Below are 20,399 nucleotides of genomic sequence, written 5' to 3' on the forward strand. Positions count from 1 at the left end.
GTTCGGTGGTCATCTGGGCGCGACACGGTCGTGCCCGGCGGGCTGCGGCATCCGCTCGCCCAGTAGTCCCTGGTGGCGGAGCACGAGGTCGCGGACCGCGGTCGCGTGGACGCGGTCGCCGGCGCCGTCGAGGAAGGCCGGGTCGGAGCTCAGCAGCAGGGGGGTGTCGGCCGCCGAGTCGGGCAGCCGGCCGTGCGTGCCGAGCACGCACGACGGGTCGAGCGGCACCGTGCTCATCGCGTAGCGCAGCCCGAGCGCCTTCCGCGCGAGGTTGCCCGCCGCCTTGGCCTTCGCGAGGCGGTCGGCGGGGTCGAAGAACAGCTCGGCCGGGTCGTAGCCGGGCTTGCGGTGGATGTCGACGCCGCGCGCGTACTCGGGCGCGGCGGCGTCGTCGAGCCAGAAGTAGTAGGTGAACCATGCGCCCGGCGCGGCGACCGCGACGAGCTCGCCCGACCGGGCGTGGTCGAGTCCGTACCGGGCCTGCGCTGCGCGGTCGAGGACCTCGTCGACGCCGTCGAGGCCCTCGAGGATCGCGGCCACGCGCGGCACGTCGGCGGGGTCGGAGACGTAGACGTGCGCGACCTGGTGGTCGGCGACGGCGAACGCGCGGGAGGTCCACGGATCGAGCTGCTCGCGGCCGTCCTGTACGTACACCTCGAGCAGTCCCTCGCGGCGGAGTGCGCGGTTGACGTCGACCGGGCGATCGGCGGCGGCGATGCCGTACTCGGCGAGCGCGACGACGGTGACGCCCTGCGCGTCGGCCTGGTCGAGCAGCGGGGCCATCGCCCGGTCGAGGTCGGCGGCGGCTCGGGTCGCCTCGGGGGCGTGGGGGCCGTGTCGTTGCAGGTCGTAGTCGAGGTGCGGCAGGTACGCCATGGTCAGCTCGGGCGCATCGGGCCGATCGAGGACCCGTCGGGTGGCGTCCACGATCCACCGCGTCGAGCGGATGCTCGCGGTCGGTCCCCAGTACTGGAAGAGGGGGAACTCGCCGAGCGCGTCGCGCAGCTCGTCGTGCAGGGCGGGCGGGCGGGCGTAGAAGTCGGGCGACTTGCGGCCGTCGGCGTGGTAGATCGGGCGGGGCGTGACGGTGAGGTCGGTGCTCGCGCCCATGGCGTACCACCAGCCCAGGTTCGCGCTGGTGTACGCGCCCCCGGTCCGATGCCGGGCGGTCTCCCAGAGCTTCTCGCCGGCGACGAGACGGTTGTGCTGCCGCCACAGCAGCACGTCGCCGAGCTCGCGGAAGTACCATCCGTTGCCGACGACGCCGTGCCCGGACGGCATCCGCCCGGTCAGCACGGACGACTGCACCGAGCAGGTCACGGCGGGCAGCACCGTGCCGAGCTCGGCACGCGAACCGGCGGACGCCATCCGCGACAGGCGCGGCATGGACCGCAACGCGTCGGCGGTCAGCCCGACCACGTCGAGCAGCAGCACCTTCGCGGTCATGCCGGCTGCCCCTGCCGCTCGGCCAGGCGGGCCGACGCCCACCGCAGCTCGCCGGCGATGCCGTCCACCAGGTCGAGCGGATGCTCGGCATCGACGCCCGGGAGCACCGACCACGTGTACGTCTCGACGTCGACGTGGAGCTGGTCCACCGGCTGCACTGCGACGACCGCGTCGAGAGCGGCCTCGAGCACCTCGGTGGTCGCCCGCAGCGGCGGCTCCGGCTCGACGTGCAGCGGCACGTGGAAGTGCACCCGCCACGGCGCCGACGCGGGCAGCACCTCCAGCGCCTCGGGGAGGTCGTCGACGCGGATCGGACCGTTCGCCGCCCGCTCGCGCACCTGGTGAAGGTAGCGGTCCTCGGCGTACCCGGCGACCGCGGCGCGTGCGGCCGGGGCGCCCGGCCGATCCACGTGCAGCGCCGCGGACGCCTGCACCTTCACGACCCGGATGCCCGCCGACGCGATCCGCTCCACCTCGGTGCGCGGGTCGGCGAACGAGACCGCGAGGTGGCACGTGTCCAGGCAGATCCCGACGTGCTCGAGGTCGATCCGCTGGCGGTGCGCGTCCAGCCACGCGACCGTGTCGGCCACGTCGTCGAGCACGCAGCCCGGCTCCGGCTCGATGGCGAGGCGGATGACGCGTCCGGTCTCCGCACGGATGGCGCGGAGCTCGGCGCCGAGCGACACCAGGGCGGCCGTGGCTGCGCGGTCGGCCGCGGCATCCCACCCCTCGCGCCACCCCAGCGGCAGCGTGGAGATGCTGCCCTCGCCGCCCGGGGGCAGCAGTTCGGCGAGCACTCGCGCCGCGTCGATCGTGTAGTCCAGGCGGGCCGGATCCGTCCAGTCGGGTGAGTAGACCCCGAGCTTCACGACGTCGGCGTGGAACGCCTCGTACGGGAAGGCGTTCAGGGTGCGCACCTCCAGCCCCTCCTCCTCGAGCGCGGCGCGCAGGCGGGCCAGCGCGGCGGTCTCGTTCGCGAGCCGCGCCGCGAGCGGGGCGGGCAGCCACAGGCCGACCCCGAGGAGGTCGAGGCCGGCGGCGCGGCGGATCGGACCCGCCGCGGCGTGCAGCTGCGCGATCACCCCGTCGAGGTCCTCGGCCGGGTGCACGTTGGTGCAGTAGGAGAGGTGCATCCTCAGTCCGCCCCCGCCCCGGCGGGCACCGCGGCGGCACCGCGCAGGATCGAGTTGCCCTCGAAGAGCTCGGCCTCCCCGCCGAGCTCGAATCCGGGCAGGGGGGTCACGTCGAGCCGGCCGCTCTGCCCGTAGAACGCGACCGGATTGCCCCAGAGCACGGTGTCGACCTCGGCGTCGGTGAACCCCGCGTCGAGCATGGCCCGACCCGTCTTCGCCGTGAGCAACGGGTCGGAGCGACCCCAGTCCGCGGCGGAGTTCACGAGCATCCGCTCGGTTCCGAGCCGCTGGAGGATCGCGACCATGCGACCCGGGTCCATCTTGGTGTCGGGGTAGATCGAGAAGCCCATCCAGCAGCCGCGCTCGGCGACCAGGTCGACCGTGACCTCGTTCAGGTGGTCGAGCACGACGAGCTCGGGGGCGATGCCCGAGTTCGCGACCACGTCGAGGGTGCGCTGCGTGCCGTGCTTCTTGTCGCGGTGCGGCGTGTGCACGACGACGGGCAGGGCGTGGCGTATCGCGAGGTCGAGGTGCGCCTCGAGGACCTCGTCCTCCTCGGGCGTCATCGAGTCGTAGCCGGTCTCGCCGACCGCCACGACCGACTCGCGCCGGAGGTACCGGTCGAGTTCCGGCATGACCTCGCGGCAGCGCGGGTCGTTCGCCTCCTTCGGGTTCAGTGCGATGGCCGCGTGGTGGCGGATGCCGAACTGCGACGCGCGGAACCGCTCCCACCCCGTGATCGCATCGAAGTAGTCGAGGTAGCTCGAGACGCCCGTGCGCGGCTGGCCGAGCCAGAACGCCGGTTCGACGACCGCGCGCACGCCCGCGGCGTACATCGCCTCGTAGTCGTCGGTCGTCCTGGAGGTCATGTGGATGTGCGGGTCGAAGATGCGCATGTCAGCGTCCTGTCTCGAGGGATGCGTCGGCGGCCGCAGGGAGCAGCGCGCGGAGGTCGTCGGGGATGGCGCGACCGGCGGCCCCGCGTTCCTCCGCGAGGTCCGCGGCCATGCGGGCCAGCTCGTCGTCGGCCCGCTCGTCGAGCCGGGCGACGCCGGCGAGCGGCACCCCCATGAACACGAGCTTCACGACCCCGTGCCGCCAGTCGTGGTCGCCGAGGTGCCGACCGGCGAACGGGCCCATCGCGGCCGCGACGAGTCGCGGGTCGTTCGATCGGAGCGCGTCGCGCACCAGTTCGACGCCGACCGCGCGCACGAGGTCGGGTGCGGGCTGCTCCGCCACGATCCGGTCGAGCACGCCGAGCACGAGGATCCGCTCGTCGGTGTCGCCGCTCCGGTAGCGCGTCTCGAGCTCGTCGGCGACGACGATCGCCGGGGCGCCGGCCCGCGACAGCGTCGCCCCCGCACCCCCGCGCATCCCGGGCGCTCCGGCGCGGGGTCCCATCGATTCGTCCATGCGGTTCACCCGATCCCCTCCATGACCTCGATCAGCCGTGCCATGCTCTCGCGCGCCAGGCGCGGCGCCGCGTGCGAGTGGCGCGGCAGCTCGACGGCGGCGACCCCGCCGTACCCGAGCTCGGCGAGCGTGCGGAACGCGAGCTCGAGGTCGAGCGCTCCCGTTCCGAGTTCGAGGTGCTCGTGCGCGTGCGGCAGCATGTCGTCGACCTGCACGTTCACGAGCAGGTCGCCCGCGGCGCGGAGCGCGGCTTCGACCCCGCCGGGCTCGACCACCACGCAGTGGCCGAGGTCGACCGTGATGCCGAACTCCGGCGGATCGCCGAGCTCGGCCCGCAGCCGCAGCGCGTCGGCGACGGTCTCGACGAGCATGCCCGGCTCGGGCTCGAAGCCGAGCCGCACGCCGTGGTCCCGGGCTGCGACGACGAGCCGGGACATCCGCTCGACGAGCCGACGCCAGGCGCCCGCCGGGCCGACGCCGTCGGGCAGCACGCCCGACCAGAGCGAGACGCAGTCGGCGCCGAGGACCTCGGCGATCTCGATCGCGCGCACGAGGAAGGCCACGCGCTGCTCGGCCTCGACGTCGTCGTCGAGCAGGTTCGGGCGGTGCTTGCGGAAGGGGTCGAGCACGTAGCGCCCGCCGGTCTCGACGACCACCCGGAGGCCGCGCTCCCGGAGGTCGTCGCGGAGGAGCCGCGCGTCGTCGCGCCATCCGGCCGCGAACGGGTCGAGATGCGGATGCCCCAGGGTCAGCGCGACCGCGCCGTACCCGGTGCGCTGCACCACGTCGAGCGCCGCGCCGAGCGGGTGGTCGGCGAGCCCGTTCGTTCCGTAGCCCAGCACGGGCCGGACGAGCGTCGTGGACCCGGTCACGTGATCTCACGCCCCTTCGCGCCGCGCCGCGCGAGCAGGATGCCGAGCGCGTCGACCGCCAGGAGCACGACCGCGTCGATCGGGCGACCGGCGCGGGCCGTGAGCGCCGCCTGCAGCGGCACCATCGCGAGGATCCCCCGGCGCGTGGCGTCGCGGACGACGGGACCGGTCGGCGTGCCCACGGCGCCGGCCTGTACACGGAGGGTCGGGAGCGCGAACCGGGCGGCCGCGACCCACGACACGACGCCCGCGGCATCCGCCCTCGGCCGGACGGCGGCGGCGGCGGACCCGGCGGTGACGACCGCGGCGGCCGCCGCCACCGCGGCACTCGTGCCGTGCACCTCGCCGCGCGCGAGCGCCGTGACGCTCGCGGTGTGCCCGGCCATCACGAGCGCGGGGCGCGCGGCGACGCGAGCGCCGTCGGAGCCCGCGCCGAGCAGCACGTCGAGCCCGCGGCAGGCGCCCATGACGAACGGGCCGAGCACGTTCCGCTTGGCCGAGACATCGTACGCCCAGATGGAGCCGGCGAGCGGGAGGGCGACGGCGAGCGAGGACCGGCCGCCGGTGAGACCGGCGACGGCGATCCCCGCCGCGGTCAGCGCGCCGGCCGTGGCGAGGGCCGCGCGCCGCGTCACCCGGCCGGAGGGGATGGGCCGCTCGGGGCGCTCGACGCGGTCGAGTTCCGCGTCGGCCGCGTCGTTCAGCGCCATCCCGCCCCAGTAGAGCAGCACCGAGGCGACGGGCAGTCCGAGACGGGGAAGGATGCCGCGACGCCCGGTCGCGGCCATGCCCGCGGTCGCGTCGCCGAGCACCGTCAGGCCGGCGGGCGCGCGGACCAGCTGCAGGAACGCGGGTGCGTCCACGTCACGCCACCTGCGCCGCGGACCTCCGGACCGCCGTCCGGAGCGCCCACGAGACCAGCTCGTCGGCCTGACGGGCGAACGCGTGCTCGTCGCTCCCCCACGGGTCCTTGAAGAAGTAGCCGAGCTCGGCGACCGGGCCGGTGACGCCGGCGCCGTCGGCGAGCGAGAGCAGTCGCGCGAGGTCGATCACGAGCGGCGCGGCGAGCGTCGAGTCGTAGGCGCTCCAGGTGGTCTGCAGCGTGATCCGGGTGTCGAGGAAGCCCTCGGCGTGCACGTGGTCCCACGCCGTCTTCAGGTCGCCGAGGTCGGGGACGTTGTCGATGTGCAGCGGGGTCACGACGTCGTCGCCGAGCAGGTCGTTCAGTCCGCGGTTCTTCGAGACGAGCTTCGACTGCACCGCGGCGGGGTCGGCGAGCGTCGCGCCGTCGCCGCCGCCGAGGAGGTTGGCACCGGCCCAGGAGAGCACGCGCATGCCGCGCGACGCGAACATGGGCGCGAGCACCGTGCGGAGCAGCGTCTCACCGGTCTTGCCGTCCTGGCCGGCGATCGGCACGCCGGAGTCCGCCGCGAGGTCGCGGAGCGCCGGGATGCCGAGCGAGAGGGACGGCGTGAAGCACGCGTAGGGCGCGCCGGCGCCGGCGACGGCGGCGATCGCCGAGAGCGTGCTCGAGGGTAGCGACTCGGAGGCAGGGTCGTCGAGCGCCGCGTCGAGCGCGGCGCGGTCGTGGAACTCGGGTCGGTCGGCGGGGAGCGGTTCGGTCGAGGCGACGTCGATGACCACGACCCGGGCGAGGCCGTGGCGTTCCCGGAAGTCGCGGATGTCGGCGGCGCGGAGCTCGATCTCCTCGCGCTGGGTGCCGCGCGGGGTGCGGGCGAGCAGGCGGATGTCGGCATCGATGGCGTCGAGCCGGGCGCCGACGGCGTCGACGATCCGCGCGGGCAGCATTCCGCCCGCGGCGAGCGAGCGTGCGCGCTCGACGAGCGGGGTGTCGTCGACGTCGTGGCCTCCGACCACCAGGTCGCCGAACGCCGTGAGCGCGACGCCGTCGAACTCGGGCCCCGCGGTCGTCAGCCCCACCGGTGCCACGATCCCGTCTGCGAGGGCGGCGAGGCCCACGGTCGCGGTGGTCGCCACGCTCCCTCGAGCGCCCACGAACCAGATCCCGGTCCGTCCTTCGTTCATCGTCGAACTCCATTCCTGTGCACCGTTGCGCGTGGGCGCCGTGGCCCGATCTCGAAGCTAGCCGAGCTTGAATCCTCGGTCAATCAGAAGTTGCATTGCTTTGGCGATAACTCGCTCGTGTTCAGTTGAAAGTCAGGCCGAGCGGCCGGGCACGCTCCGGGCGAGCACCCCGAGGTACGCCTCGAGCTCCCCGGGAAGCCCGGCGCCGTCGAGCGCCGCCACCGCATCGGCCGCCCGACGGACGATGCAGGCGCGATGCCGTTCGAGCGCGCCGCTGTCGCGCATGACGGTGCGGACCCGCTCGACGCCCGCGTCGGACAGGTCCGCCCGACCGACGTCGCGGTCGAGGCTCGCCCGCTGCTGCTCCGACGAGCCGGCGTACGCGAGCTGGAGCAGGAACGTGCGCTTGCCCGACCGGATGTCGGAACTCGTCGACTTGCCGGTCCGCTCCGGGTCGCCGAACACCGCGAGCTCGTCGTCCATGAACTGGTACGCGACCCCGAGGTGCCGACCGAACTCCTCGAGCGCGGCGAGCGCCGAGGCATCCGCTCGCCCGGACGCCAGGGCGCCGAGACGGAGCGGCAGGGCGACGCTGTAGCCGGAGGTCTTGAGCTCCGCCGTGCGGGCGGGACGAGCCGCTTCGGGCGAGAGCCCCTCCCCGCGGACGTCCATGAGCTCGCCCGAGACCGCCCGCCCGAGGGCGGTCACGACCTCGAGCACGAGCGAGACCCGGATCCCGTCCTGCACCGGAACGCGGGCGAGGACTCCGATGCACTCCCCGATCGCGAGGTCGCCGGCGAGGACGGCGGCCGACGCCGCCCGGTGCTCGGCCGTCGATGCCGCGCCGATCGATCGCAGCGTCTCGCGCGTGACGCCGAACAGGTTCGGGCGACCGTGACGGCGGTCGTCGCCATCGATCAGGTCGTCGTGGACGCAGAGCCCGAGGTGCAGCAGCTGGACTGCCGCGGACAGCCCGTCGCAGGCCTTCGCGTCCGCGCCGCCCATGCCGAGGTAGGCCGCAGCGGCCAGCCTCGAACGGACGTACTTCCCCCCGCGCTGCGCGGCGAGCCCGTCGATGAGTTCCAGCAGCTCCGGCTGGTCGTCGGCGGATGCGGCGAGGGCGGCCCAGACGGTCGCCGTCGCGGCCGGCGCACGCGCGACGGCCGTCTCGACGCGACCGGCGAGCCCGGCCGCACCGTGCTCGGCCTCGTGCGCTCCACCGATCGCCCCATCGACCCCCTCGGCTCGCCGACCGGCCCGTTCGCCGAGCCGCACGGATCCGGTGGACGACATCCCGCACCTTCCCCTCGTTCGCGGACCCGGAGCCGATCGTGCCCGCGTCAGCCGGCCACCGGGGCCGGCTCGGCGACCCCCACCCACGCGCCCGTGGATGCGGCGCTCTCCTCGACCGCGTCGAGCACCCGCTGCACGTGGAGGCCGTCCGCGAAGGACGGACTCGGGTCGGCGCCCGTGGCGATCGCCTCGACGAAGTCCCTCGCCTGGTTCGCGAAGCCGTGCTCGTAGCCGAGGAGGTGGCCTGCCGGCCACCATGCCGAGACCCACGGGTGCTCGGGCTCGGTGACGATGATCGACGTGAATCCCTGCTCGCTCGCAGGCGACGTCGCGTCGTAGTACTCGATGCGGTTGAGGTGCTCGAGGTCGAATGCGATCGCGCCACGCGATCCCGACACCTCCACGCGCAGGGCGTTCTTGCGGCCGGTCGCCATGCGCGATGCCTCGAACGAACCCAGCGCGCCCGACGCGAAGCGCCCGTGGAAGAACGCGACGTCGTCGACGGTGACCTCCCCGACGCCGGTGGCGGAGGCGGTCGAGCCGCCCGAGATGCCTCCGGACGAGGAGCCGGCGATCGGCCGCTGTCGGACGAAGGTCTCGAGCAGCCCCGACACCTCGGCGACCCGGACCCCGGTGAGGTACTCGGCCATGTCGACCGCGTGCGCACCGATGTCACCGAGCGCACCCGATCCGGCCCGGTCCTTCTGCAACCGCCAGGTCATGGGCGACGCAGGATCGACGAGCCAGTCCTGCAGGTACGAGGCGCGCACGTGACGGATCTCGCCGATGCGCCCCTCGGCGATGAGGTGCCGCGCGAAGGCGGTCGCCGGGAGGCGCCGGTAGGTGAACCCCACCATCGAACGGATGCCGCGCGCCGCAGCGGCCTCGGCCGCCCGGGTCATCGCCTCGGCCTCGGCCGACGAATTCGCGAGCGGCTTCTCGCAGAGCACGTGCTTGCCCGCCTCGAGGGCGGCGATGGCGATCTCCGCGTGGCTGTCTCCCGGGGTGACGATGTCGACGACGTCGACGTCATCCCGCGTGACGACGTCGCGCCAGTCCGATGCGGACTCGCGCCAGCCCCACTTCTCGGCGGAGGCGGCGGCCCGATCCGGATCTCGGCCGACGAGGACGTCCATCGTCGGCTCGACCGTGAGGTCGAAGAACCTCGGGGCGACGCGCCATCCCTGCGAGTGGGCGGCCCCCATGAAACCGTTGCCCACCATCGCGACGCGGAGTCGTTCACGCATGCAGATCGAGCTGCCTTTCTGGGTAGGGGAGGCTGGGCGCCCCGAGGGGCGCCCAGCCTCGTGGTGTTCGGATCAGGACTCGAACGCGAACTGGATGTAGTCGTCCACGTTGTCCGAGGTCACGACCGGTGCGTCGAGCACGATCCGGTTGGCGACGCTCGGCGTGTACAGGTCGCTCATCGTCTTGCCCTGCGCGATCAGGCGGGCCAGCGCGATGCCGTCGGCCGCCTGCGTCGACGGGTAGATGACCGTCGCCTCGAGCACCGAGTCGCCCGACTGGATGGCGCGCATCGCGTTCGCGCTGCCCGCACCGCCGACCATGAAGAACTCGTCGCGCCCGGCGGCGTCGATGGCCGCGAGGACGCCGACGCCCTGGTCGTCGTCGTGGTTCCAGATCGCGTCGATCTCCGGCGCGGCCGAGAGCAGCTGCGAGGTCACGGCCTCGCCGCCCTGGATGGTGAAGTCCGCGGCGACGCGGTTGGTCACCTCGAGACCGCAGTCGGACAGGGCGTCGGCGAAGCCCGCCGAGCGGTCCTGGGTCAGCGGCAGCGAGTCGATGCCGGCGATCTCGGCGATGACCGCGTCGTCCTGCCCTTCGAGCCGTTCGCAGATGTACGTGCCGGCGCTGACGCCCATGCCGTAGTTGTCGCCCAGGATCGTCGCACGTGCGGCGAAGGGGCTCGAGAACTCGCGGTCGACGTTGATGACCGGGATGCCGGCCTCCATCGCCGCGGTCGCCGCCTCGGTGAGCGCGGCGCCGTCGGTGGGCAGCAGCACGATCGCGTCGACGCCGTCGTTGACGAACGTCTCGACCTGGCTGATCTGGAGGTTGGCGTCGTTCGTCCCCTCCGCGACGCGGAGCTCGACGTCGGGGTAGCTGTCGGCGGCGGCGATGGCCGCCGAGTTGATCGCTCCGAGCCAGCCGTGGTCGGCCGCGGGGCCCGAGAAGCCGATGACGACCGTGTCGCCGGCCTCGGCGTTCTCCTCGGCGGAGTTCTGGTTCTCCGTGATGTTCGACTCGGATCCGCCCGCCGTGCAGCCGGCCAGCAGGCCGGCGACCGCGAGGGATGCGCCCGCCATGACCAGCATGCGGGCTCGTGAAGTGCGGGTGACACTCATTCGTGTAGTCCTCTCCTTGGATGTGACGCAGCACCGCCAGATGGACCTCGTATCCATCCGGGTGCCACCACACCCAACGGAGTCCACGCTGACGTTTCGTGAGCGTAGCAGAAGGTAGCCGTATCTGCGCAACTTATGTTTGTGTCGCGTTATAAGTGGCCAGCCACTCATCCCGACGCCCGGCCGCGCGCGTCGGAGGATTCTCGACCGGATTCGGCGAAACCACTTGCGACATCGCGAGTTCCGGTTATGATTTTCGAGTGATCAAAGACGACCATCTTCCGGCATTACTCCGCATGAGCGGCATCTCGAAGAACTTCTCCGGCGTGCAGGCGCTGAAGAACGTCGACCTCGAGATCGTCGCGGGCGAGGTCCACTGCATCCTCGGGCAGAACGGCGCAGGCAAGTCGACGCTGATCAAGACGCTCGCCGGGGCGCACGTCCCCGACTCGGGGACGATCGAGTGGAACGGCGAGCAGGTCTCGCTGCACTCCCCCCAGGACGCGATCGAGCTCGGCATCGCCACGATGTACCAGGAGCTCGACGTCGTCGACGGGCTGACCATCTCCGAGAACATCTTCCTCGGGCACGAACTCTCCATGGGCGGCTTCCTCCGCGCGGGCGAGGCGAACGAGCGCACGAGGCGGCTGCTCGAACGACTGGGACACGGCGACCTTCCGCCGTCGCGCGAGGTCGGGACGCTGAGCGCGGCGAACAAGCAGATCGTCAGCATGGCCCGGGCGCTCTCGCACGACACGCGGCTCATCATCATGGACGAGCCGTCCGCCGTGCTCGACGGCGAGGAGGTGAAGAACCTCTTCCGGGTCGTCCGCGAGCTCACGAACGCGGGCATCGCGGTCGTGTACATCACGCATCGACTGGAGGAGATCCGGGAGATCGGAGACCGCATCACGGTCCTGAAGGACGGTCGCAGCACCGCGAACGGCCTGGACGTCTCCGAGACGCCGACCTCCGAGCTCATCCGGCGCATGACGGGCCGCGAGGTCGAGAACGTCTTCCCGCCGGCCACGCCGATCCCCGACGACGCGCCGCAGGCGCTCGAGGTCGATGGCCTCTCGCTCGAGGGCGTCTTCCATGACGTGGGCTTCACGGTCCGGGCCGGCGAGATCGTCGGACTCGCGGGCCTCGTCGGCTCCGGCCGATCGGAGATCCTCGAGACGATCTACGGCGCGCGGCGCGCGACCTCCGGCACCGTCCGGGCCAACGGCCGCGAGCTGCGCCGCGGCTCGGTCCGCGACGCGGTGCGAGCGGGGATCGGGCTCTCGCCGGAGGAGCGCAAGAGCCAGGGCCTCCTCCTCGACGAGCCCATCTTCCGGAACGTCACGCTGTCCTCGTTCGCGAGGTTCGCCCGCGGCGGGTTCGTCGACGAACGCCGCGAGCGCCGCATCGCCGCCGAGCAGATCGACGCGCTGGAGCTCCGCCCGGCCGATCCCGACCGTCCGGCTCGCACGCTCTCGGGCGGCAACCAGCAGAAGATCCTGCTGGCGCGCTGGCTCGTGAACCGCACGTCCGTGCTCCTCCTGGACGAGCCGACGCGCGGCGTGGACGTCGGCGCCCGCGCCGAGATCTACGCCCTCATCCGCGAGCTCGCGGCGAACGGCGACGCCGTCGTCGTCGTGTCGAGCGAGATCGAGGAAGTGCTCGGACTCGCCGACACCGTCCTCGTCGTCGGGGACGGCCGCATCCTGACGACAGTGAAGTCAGACCAGATCGACGAGCACCAGGTGCTCGACCTCGTCATGAAAGGAACCTCCGCGTGAGCGAGTCCCAGTCCCCGACCATCGCCCGGGCCGAATCCGGCCCCGTATCGCCGGAGCCGCAGCAGCGGCGCCGGTTCACCGCGCGGAGCCTGCTGAGCGGCTCCGTCGGCCGCAACCTCGGCCTGATCCTCGCCCTCGCCGCGCTCTTCGTCGTCGGCGCGATCACCGCGGGCGACCGCTTCACGAACATCGACAACATCCTCGTGATCGTCCGCCTCGCCTCGATCATCGGCGTCATCTCGGTCGGCATGACGTTCGTCATCATCGGCGGCGGCATCGACCTGTCGGTGGGCTCGGTGATGGGCCTCGCGTCGGTCGTCGCGACGCTGTCCGCGGTCCAGGCGCTCGCCGACAACTCGACCTGGCTCGTGATGGTCTTCACCGCCCTCGCGGTCGGCCTCGCAGCCGGCTTCCTCAACGGCTTCGTCATCGCCTACGGCAAGGTCGTCGCCTTCATGGCGACGCTGGCGATGCTCGTGGCCGCGCGCGGCCTCGCCGAGATCCTGGCGAACCGGACGACCCAGGTCGTGCGGATCCCCGAGTTCATCGAGTTCATGAACATGGACCTGCTCGGCATCGACATGCTGATCTGGATCTTCGTGCTCGTCGCGGTCGCCGGCTGGATCCTCCTCAACCGCACGACGTTCGGCCGCCGGACGGTCGCGATCGGAGGCAACCGCGAGGCGGCTCGCCTCGCGGGCCTCGCGGTCCGCCGCCACACGATGTACCTGTACGCGCTGGCCGGACTGACGGCGGGCATCGCCGCGGTCATGATCCTCGGCCGCACGACGGCGGGGACCTCGACGCACGGTCAGCTCTACGAGCTCGACGCGATCGCCGCGGTCGTGGTCGGCGGCACCCTCCTCGTCGGCGGACGCGGCACGATCACGGGCACGGTGTTCGGCGTGCTGATCTTCGCGACGCTGACGAACGTGTTCACGCAGAACAACCTCTCGACCTCCGTGCAGGCGGTCGCGAAGGGCGTGATCATCGTGGTGGCGGTGCTCCTGCAGCAGCGGTTCGCGGGGCAGGGCTCGAAGTCCCATTAGCCGCGCCCACGCGGCGCCGGGCGTATTCCGGTGGATGCATGTGCATGCGAGTTATGTCGAAGAGTATGGGAGAATCGACGGATGGTTGACGTAAGTGCGAACGCCGACGCGCGACCCCACGTGAACGCGCTGGGCTCGACCGCGATGAGCGATCTCTTCCAGATCCTGCGCGACGGTCAACCGCGCACTCGGAGCGAACTCGCCTCGATCACGGGCCTCGCCCGCACCACCGTGGCGATGCGCATCGACGCCCTCACCGACCTGGGCCTCGTGGGCCCCGTCGGCGAGGCCGCCTCGACCGGCGGGCGGCCGTCCTCGCTCTTCGCGATCACGGCGAGCGAGCGGTTCGTCGTCGGCGTCGACATCGGCGCCTCGCACATCCGGGTCGCACTGGCCGACATCACCGGCCGCATCATCGAGGAGGCCAACTCGGTCATCGCCGTGTCGGAGGGCCCGCGCGTCGTGCTCGACGCCGTCATCGCGGTCACGCGCGAGCTCATCGAGCACTCGGGCCGGCGCACGGGCGACCTCCTCGCGATCGGCGTCGGCGTCCCCGGGCCGGTCGAGTTCAGCACCGGTCGCCCGATCAACCCGCCGATCATGCCCGGGTGGGACCGCTTCGACATCGCCGGGTGGATCCGCCAGGAGATCGACGTTCCCGTGCTCGTCGACAACGACGTGAACATCATGGCGCTCGGCGAGCGCGAGAAGGCGTGGCCCGACACCGACCACCTGCTCTTCGTGAAGATCGCGACCGGCATCGGCGCGGGCGTCATCTCGGGCGGGTTCCTCCAGCGCGGCGCCCAGGGCACCGCGGGCGACATCGGCCACGTCTACGTCTCGCGCGGCGCCGAGATCGCCTGCAACTGCGGCAACTTCGGATGCCTCGAGGCGCTCGCCTCGGGAAGCGCGATCGCGAGGGCGCTCACGGCTGCCGGGATCCCCGCGACGAACTCGCGCGACGTCGTCGACCTGGTGAAGAACGGCAACGTGAACGCCATCCAGGCCGTCCGGCAGGCCGGCCGCGACATCGGCGAGGTGCTCACCACCTGCCTCAGCCTGATGAACCCGTCCGTCATCGTCCTCGGCGGGTCGATGGCAGAGGCGGGCGAGCACCTCATCGCCGGCGTGCGCGAGGTCGTCTACCGTCGCTCGATGCCGCTCGCGACCGAGTCGCTGCACATCACGCTGTCGCAGACGGGCGCGGATGCCGCGGTCCTGGGCGCGAGCATGCTCGCCATCCACCACTCGCTGTCCCCCGCGAACATCGAGGCGATGATCGCCCAGTCCGCGGGCGGTGCGCTCCGCGCGGTGAAGTAGCGCCGCGCGTCCGCCGCGCGCGTCGCCAGGGGGCGGCCGGGGGTACCGTGGTCGGGTGACCGACACCCCCTTCGCGCTGTTCGACCTCGAGTCGGTCGCACCCCGCGTCGCGTCGGCGCTGCGCCAGCCGCCGCTGCCGCACGAGACCCGCGTCGTCGCCGATTCGGGCGACCGGGTGGCGTGGCTCCGAGCGCGCGCACAGGGCGTGACGGCGACGGATGCCGCGAAGCTCGCGTCCGAGTCGTCCGTCCGCGCGGCGGCGAACGAGAAGCTCTACGACGGGCGCAGTCGCGGATTCGGCGGCAGTCGGTACACCGACCACGGCAGGGAACGCGAGCCGGTCATCGCCCGATGGGCCCGCGCCGAGCACGGCATCGCCCCGTCGAGCCTGCTCTTCCACGCCGAGTCCGACCGTCGGCACCTCGCCACGCCCGACGGGCTCAAGGTGCTCGGCGACGGCACGCTCGAGCTCTGCGAGATCAAGACCACGTCGAAGCCGTGGCGCGGCATCCCCCGCGGCTACCTCAGGCAGGTGTGGTGGCAGCAGTACGTGCTCGGCGCCGAGCGCACCCTCGTCGTGTGGGAGCAGCACGACGGCTTCGTGCCGGTCGGCGATCCGCAGTGCCGATGGGTCGACCGCGACGAGGACCAGATCGCGCAGCTCGTGCGCCTCGCGGGCATGCTGCTCGACGCGATGCGGCCGCAGGCCGGGCGCGCCGCGGCGGCCGGCGTCGGCACGGCGCCCGACCGCTCCTTCTACCGGCCGGGTCCGCTCGCCTGAACCGCAACCCGGGCCGCCGCCGCGGTCGCATCCTCGGCAGTGGCGGGCACCCCGACGGTGGGCGCATCCGTTCCGCTCGAGTCCGCGGTCCCAGGCTGCCCGTTGTGCCGCAGAATGGTCGGACGGGAGGCGAGCGGACGGGGGAATCGATGCGGGCTCTGGTGGTCGACGAGACGGGCGAGGGCGCGGTGTTCCGCATGGCGGACGTCCCGCAGCCGCTCCGCGTGCAGGACGAGGTGCTCGTGCGGGTGGTCGCCGCAGGCGTGAACCCCATCGATCGCAAGACCAAGCTCGGCCGCGGCGTCTCCGCCGCGATCCCGTCGTACCCGGCGATCCTCGGCCTCGACTTCGCGGGCGTCGTCGAGGAGGTCCCCTACGCCGCGCATCCCCTGAAGGTCGGCGATCGCGTCTACGGCATGGGCCGCGTCCCGCGGATGACGGGCACCTACGCCGAGGTCGTGAGCATCCCGTCGATGTCGGTCGCGCCGATGCCGATCGGGACGGGCTTCGTCGAGGCGGCCGGGATCCCCTGCGCCGCGCTGACGGCGTGGGGTGCGGTCGTCGACGTCGCGCGCGCCCACGACGGACAGCGCATGCTGATCCACGCGGGCGCCGGCGGGGTCGGCCACTTCGCGGTCCAGCTCGCGTCGTACTTCGGTGCGCAGGTGACGGCGACGGGGTCGCCGCGCAACGCCGACTTCCTCCGCTCGCTCGGCGCGCACCGGGTCATCGACCACACCTCGGAGCGCTTCGAGGAGGTCGCCGGCGAACAGGACGTCGTGATCGACCTCATCGGCAACGTCATCGACGACACCGGGACGCGCTCGCTCGACGTGGTCCGCCGCGGCGGACTCATCGTCAACGTGCCCACCAAGTCGTGGCCGACCATGGCAGAGGAGGCGGCTGCGCGCGGCGTCCGCGCGACCGGCTTCGTCGTCTCGCCCGACGCGCGCACGCTGTCGGTGATCTCGCGTCTGGTCGACGACGGCGCGATCCGCGTGCACGTCGACGAGGTCTTCCGGCTCGAGCAGGGCGAGACCGCCCACGCGCGCCTCGGCGGGGGCCACGTGCGCGGCAAGCTCGTGCTGCGCGTGGCCGACGATCCGACGTGACCGGCCCCGGACGATCGGTCCACGTGCCCGGTCACGACGCGGGCACCGCACCCTCGAGCAGCGCCGAGCCCAGTGCGCTGCGCAGGTAGAGGACGCTCCGGCCGTGACGCGTGCTCACGAGCAGGCCTGCGTCCCGGAGCGCGCGCAGGTGCTGGTTCACGGCACTCGGCGTGACGCCGAAGCGGACGCCGAGTTCGGTCGACGACGCCGGGTCGCCGAGCGCCGCGAGGAGCGAGGCCCTGGTGTCGCCGAGGATGCCGGCCAGCGCAGCCGGATTCGCGACGCGCTCCGCCTCCCACAGGGCCCCCTGCCCGCGTGCCGGGTACATGAGCATGGGCGGCCCGTCGCCGACGGGCGCCGAGGCCCGTCGGGTGAACATGGTCGGCACGAGCGTGAGGCCGGTGCCCACGATCGCCTGGGTGCGGTCGCGCGGGTCGCGAAGCCGCACCCGGAGCACGTCGCCGTCGAAGTCGACCGTCGCGGTGAGCCCGTTCAGCATCGCGCCGAGCCCCTGCTGCGCGATCTGCCGCCCGCGGTGCACGACGTCGGCCTCGAGCACCGCGCGCATGCGCGACCAGTACGGCGCGAAGCTCGCCGCCCAGAGTTCCTCGAGCGCCGCGACCATGCGGCCGATCGCCGCCCCCGGCGGACCCGCGAGCGCGTCGGGCACGCGGCCGTGCACCGCCACGAGGTCGGCGTGGAACCGCTCGGACGGCAGGTCGCGCAGTGCGGCGAACTCGTCGTCGAGCCGGGTGAGCGGGGACGACGGTCGTGGGTTGAGGAAGTCGGGTGTCCACATGCGGTCGTCGATGAGCGCGTCGAGCGCTTCGTGGTCGAGGTCGGCGCGCGCGGCCTCGGTGCGCCGGACCCACGGCAACTGCAACGGGAACCACTCGGGCGCGTGCACGGCGCGGAGCGACAGGCCGAGCTCGCACAGCGGGGAGATGCCGAAGCGGACGGCGGCGACGTCCTGCTCGTCGAGCACGTAGCGCAACATGTAGCACAACGCTACATCGATTCCTCGGCCGCGGCCCGCCTGCGACAACTGAGTGGTGACCACCGCTCCCGCACGACCGTCATCCGCCACCCGCCTGATGTCCTCGCTCACCGACCCGGTGCTGCGCGCTCTCGTCGTCGCGACCATGATCGGCCGCGTCGGACGCGGGATCTTCCTCACCGTCACCGTCCTGTACTTCACGTTCGTCGTCGGGCTTCCCGCGCACGAGGTCGCGCTGGTGCTGACGCTCGCCAGCGCGGCCGGGGTGCTCTCGTCGTTCGCCGGCGGATGGCTCGCCGACCGCGTGCGGGCCCGACGACTGCTCATCGGGCTCTCGATCGCCGACGGCGTCGGGCTCATCGCCTACGTCTTCGCCGGCGACGTCGCGACCGCCCTCGTCATCGCGGTGAGCGTCGGAGCGGTCGAGCAGGCCGCGAACTCGACACGCAGCGCCATCATCGCCCGGGCGTTCACCGGGGAGGCGCGCGTCGGCGCCCGCGCGGTGCTGCGCGCCGTCACCAACGTCTCGATCGCCGTGGGATCCGGCATCGGCGCCCTCGCCCTCGCGCTCGGCACCCCGGAGGCCTACCGCGCCACGATCGTGCTCGCCGGCGCCGCATCGCTCCTCGGCGTGACGCGACTCGTCAGGCTGCCACGCTCGGTCGACGCGCCGGCGCCGCGTGCGGCCGAGCCCGTGACCACGGCGACCGGGTCGACGGACGCCACGGCCTCCGTCCGCGCGGAGCGCATCGCGCTGCGCGCCCACTCCCCATGGCGCGACCCCCGCTACCTGCTGCTGACGCTGCTCAGCGCGGTGTTCGGCATGCAGTTCGCCGTCACGAACGTCGGAGTGCCGCTCTGGGTGGCGCATTCCACCGAGGCGCCCACGGTCGTCGTGTCCGCCGTGCTGATCCTCAACACCACGATCGTCGTGCTGTTCCAGGTGCCGCTCTCGCGGGGCACCCACGACCTGCGCGTCGCGGGTCGCGTCTCGGCGATCGCCGCCTGGCTGATGGCCGGCGCCTGCGTCGTCTACGCGCTCTCGGCGGGGCTGCCCGCCTGGGGCGCCGTGGCGGTCGTGCTCCTCGCGGCGCTCACCCACGCGTTCGCCGAGGTGCTCTCGCAGGCCGGCGGCTGGGGGCTCGGCTTCGAGCTCGCCGACCCCGTCCGCGCGGGCACCTACCAGGGCGTGTTCGGCATGGGCTACTCGATCGGCGCGATGTGCGCCCCGCTCGTCGTCACCGCGACCGCGCTCGAGCACGGGCTCGCCGGCTGGGCGGTGTTGGGCGCGATCTTCCTCGCCTCGGGTCTCGGCACCTGGGCCATCGCCCGGTCCGCGGCGCGTGGCGTGGACCGGATGCCCAGTCAACCCCCAGCGACGTCGAGGGAGGCCTCGGCTAGCGTCGGACCATGACCGCCGCGCCGTCGATCGTCTGGTTCCGCGACGACCTCCGCGTGGGCGACCATCCCGCGTTGCACGCGGCGGTCGAACGCGGTGAGCCGATCGTCGCGGTCTACGTGCTCGACGAGGAGTCGCGCGGCATCCGCCCCCTCGGCGGCGCCGCCAGATGGTGGCTGCACCACTCGCTCGCCTCGCTCGCGGACGATCTGCACGAGCGGGGCGTGCGGCTCGTGCTCCGACGCGGGGCGGCGGCGGCCGCCATCCGCACGCTCGTCGACGAGGTCGGCGCCGGCGCCGTCTTCTGGAACCGCCGCTACGGGGGCGCGGAGCGCGAGATCGACGCCCACCTGAAGTCCGGCCTCTCCGACGCCGGGCTCGAGGTGCGGAGCTTCGGCGCGTCGCTGCTGTTCGAGCCGTGGACGATCCGAACCGGATCGGGCACGCCGTTCTCGGTCTTCACCCCGTTCTGGAAGGCGTGCCTCGCGGCCGAGGAGCCGCGGCATCCGCTGCCCGCCCCGAGCGAGCTCGACGGCTACGGCGGACCGGACGGACGGGGCGGCCCGGCCGGCGACGACCTCGACGACTGGGACCTCCTGCCCACCCGCCCCGACTGGGCGGGCGGACTCCGCGAGACGTGGGAGCCCGGCGAACGTGCCGCGCACCGGCGCCTGCGCGCCTTCCTCGCCGACGACCTGGGCGACTACGCCACGGCGCGCGACCGACTCGACCGGGAGGCGACGAGCCGGCTCTCACCGCGCCTTCGCTGGGGCGAGCTCAGCCCGCACCAGGTCTGGCACGCGACCCGCGATCGCGCCGCGGGCACCGAGGGCGCGCGCAAGTTCCTCGCCGAGGTCGGCTGGCGCGAGTTCGCGTGGCACGTGCTCTTCCACTTCCCCGACCTCGCGACACGCAACTGGCGCGAGGAGTTCGACGCGTTCCCGTGGCCGCGACTGCACCCGACAGCGCTCACGGCGTGGGAACGCGGCCGGACGGGCGTGCCCGTCGTCGACGCCGCGATGCGCGAGCTCTGGCACACCGGGAGCATGCACAACCGCGCGCGCATGATCAGCGCGTCCTTCCTCACGAAGAACCTGCTCATCGACTGGCGGCGCGGCGAGCAGTGGTTCTGGGACACGCTGGTCGACGCCGACCACGCCTCGAACCCGTTCGGCTGGCAGTGGGTCGCGGGCTCGGGGGCGGATGCCGCGCCGTACTTCCGCGTGTTCAACCCCGAGCTGCAGCGCGCGAAGTTCGACCCCGACGACCGGTACGTCGGGCGCTGGCTGCCCGAGCTCGACTCCGACGGGTATCCCGAGCCGATCGTCGACCTGAAGGAGACGCGGGCGGCCGCACTCGCGGCGTACGAGCAAGTGAAGGCCGCGAAGTAG

18 protein-coding genes are annotated in these 20,399 nt (G+C 72.9%); 7 read left to right on the forward strand and 11 right to left on the reverse strand.

Annotated features, from left to right (window positions below; genetic code table 11):
• Positions 1-9: 9 nt before the first annotated feature.
• The 10 genes from GJR97_RS06505 to GJR97_RS06545 form a co-directional block, all read right to left on the reverse strand.
• The gene (locus tag GJR97_RS06505) at positions 10-1,446 is read right to left on the reverse strand and encodes a nucleotide pyrophosphatase/phosphodiesterase family protein (RefSeq protein WP_154345705.1); all 1,437 of its coding nucleotides are present in this window, start codon (positions 1,444-1,446) and stop codon (positions 10-12) included.
• Positions 1,443-2,579 (reverse strand): metabolite traffic protein EboE, encoded by a 1,137-nt coding sequence (eboE, locus tag GJR97_RS06510; protein ID WP_154345706.1) that lies wholly within the window; start codon positions 2,577-2,579, stop codon positions 1,443-1,445. The genes GJR97_RS06505 and eboE overlap by 4 nt, the downstream gene beginning before the upstream one ends.
• 2 nt (positions 2,580-2,581) lie before the next feature.
• A complete protein-coding gene (locus GJR97_RS06515) occupies positions 2,582-3,475 on the reverse strand; it encodes a TatD family hydrolase (RefSeq protein ID WP_154345707.1) in 894 nt (297 codons plus the stop codon).
• 1 nt (position 3,476) lies between these two features.
• Positions 3,477-3,992 (reverse strand): EboA domain-containing protein, encoded by a 516-nt coding sequence (locus GJR97_RS18145; protein WP_229276043.1) that lies wholly within the window; start codon positions 3,990-3,992, stop codon positions 3,477-3,479.
• Positions 3,993-3,997: 5 nt separating this feature from the next.
• On the reverse strand, positions 3,998-4,864 hold the full coding sequence (locus tag GJR97_RS18150) for a sugar phosphate isomerase/epimerase family protein (RefSeq protein WP_324613227.1): 867 nt from the start codon (positions 4,862-4,864) through the stop codon (positions 3,998-4,000).
• Entirely contained in the window at positions 4,861-5,727 is an 867-nt protein-coding gene (locus tag GJR97_RS06525; protein WP_324613228.1) for an SCO3242 family prenyltransferase, read from the reverse strand. The genes GJR97_RS18150 and GJR97_RS06525 overlap by 4 nt, the downstream gene beginning before the upstream one ends.
• A gap of 1 nt (position 5,728) precedes the next feature.
• On the reverse strand, positions 5,729-6,910 hold the full coding sequence (locus GJR97_RS06530; protein ID WP_154345708.1) for an inositol-3-phosphate synthase: 1,182 nt from the start codon (positions 6,908-6,910) through the stop codon (positions 5,729-5,731).
• Between the two features lie 132 nt (positions 6,911-7,042).
• Positions 7,043-8,203 carry a polyprenyl synthetase family protein gene (locus tag GJR97_RS06535; RefSeq protein ID WP_154345709.1) on the reverse strand — a complete coding sequence of 387 codons (1,161 nt, stop codon included), beginning with the start codon at positions 8,201-8,203 and terminating at the stop codon, positions 7,043-7,045.
• A gap of 47 nt (positions 8,204-8,250) precedes the next feature.
• Complete coding sequence (locus tag GJR97_RS06540; protein ID WP_229276044.1) at positions 8,251-9,450, reverse strand: Gfo/Idh/MocA family protein; 1,200 nt, start codon at positions 9,448-9,450, stop codon at positions 8,251-8,253.
• Between the two features lie 72 nt (positions 9,451-9,522).
• Positions 9,523-10,569 carry a substrate-binding domain-containing protein gene (locus GJR97_RS06545; protein ID WP_154345710.1) on the reverse strand — a complete coding sequence of 349 codons (1,047 nt, stop codon included), beginning with the start codon at positions 10,567-10,569 and terminating at the stop codon, positions 9,523-9,525.
• Between the two features lie 296 nt (positions 10,570-10,865).
• Here GJR97_RS06545 and GJR97_RS06550 point away from each other — a divergent pair, with 296 nt between their 5' ends.
• The 5 genes from GJR97_RS06550 (at position 10,866) to GJR97_RS06570 (ending at position 16,612) form a co-directional block, all read left to right on the forward strand.
• Positions 10,866-12,350, forward strand: a complete 1,485-nt coding sequence (locus tag GJR97_RS06550) for a sugar ABC transporter ATP-binding protein (protein WP_154345711.1) — start codon at positions 10,866-10,868, stop codon at positions 12,348-12,350.
• A gap of 89 nt (positions 12,351-12,439) precedes the next feature.
• Entirely contained in the window at positions 12,440-13,399 is a 960-nt protein-coding gene (locus GJR97_RS06555) for an ABC transporter permease (protein ID WP_154345744.1), read from the forward strand.
• Between the two features lie 81 nt (positions 13,400-13,480).
• Positions 13,481-14,719 carry an ROK family transcriptional regulator gene (locus tag GJR97_RS06560; RefSeq protein ID WP_154345712.1) on the forward strand — a complete coding sequence of 413 codons (1,239 nt, stop codon included), beginning with the start codon at positions 13,481-13,483 and terminating at the stop codon, positions 14,717-14,719.
• 55 nt (positions 14,720-14,774) lie between these two features.
• Entirely contained in the window at positions 14,775-15,500 is a 726-nt protein-coding gene (locus GJR97_RS06565; RefSeq protein WP_407643578.1) for a YqaJ viral recombinase family protein, read from the forward strand.
• A 149-nt stretch (positions 15,501-15,649) separates the two neighbouring features.
• Positions 15,650-16,612 carry an NADP-dependent oxidoreductase gene (locus GJR97_RS06570; RefSeq protein WP_154345713.1) on the forward strand — a complete coding sequence of 321 codons (963 nt, stop codon included), beginning with the start codon at positions 15,650-15,652 and terminating at the stop codon, positions 16,610-16,612.
• Positions 16,613-16,643: 31 nt separating this feature from the next.
• On the opposite strand, the gene GJR97_RS06575 is transcribed toward GJR97_RS06570, so the two are convergent.
• Positions 16,644-17,609 (reverse strand): ArsR/SmtB family transcription factor, encoded by a 966-nt coding sequence (locus GJR97_RS06575; protein ID WP_154345714.1) that lies wholly within the window; start codon positions 17,607-17,609, stop codon positions 16,644-16,646.
• 55 nt (positions 17,610-17,664) lie between these two features.
• Here GJR97_RS06575 and GJR97_RS06580 point away from each other — a divergent pair, with 55 nt between their 5' ends.
• Together GJR97_RS06580 and GJR97_RS06585 are read left to right on the forward strand one after the other, a co-directional pair.
• Positions 17,665-19,023, forward strand: coding sequence for an MFS transporter (locus tag GJR97_RS06580; protein ID WP_324613230.1), 1,359 nt, complete (start codon positions 17,665-17,667; stop codon positions 19,021-19,023).
• The gene (locus tag GJR97_RS06585; protein ID WP_154345715.1) at positions 19,020-20,399 is read left to right on the forward strand and encodes a cryptochrome/photolyase family protein; all 1,380 of its coding nucleotides are present in this window, start codon (positions 19,020-19,022) and stop codon (positions 20,397-20,399) included. The genes GJR97_RS06580 and GJR97_RS06585 overlap by 4 nt, the downstream gene beginning before the upstream one ends.

The organism is Agromyces kandeliae, from assembly GCF_009674665.1.
Classification (GTDB): Bacteria; Actinomycetota; Actinomycetes; order Actinomycetales; family Microbacteriaceae; genus Agromyces; species Agromyces kandeliae.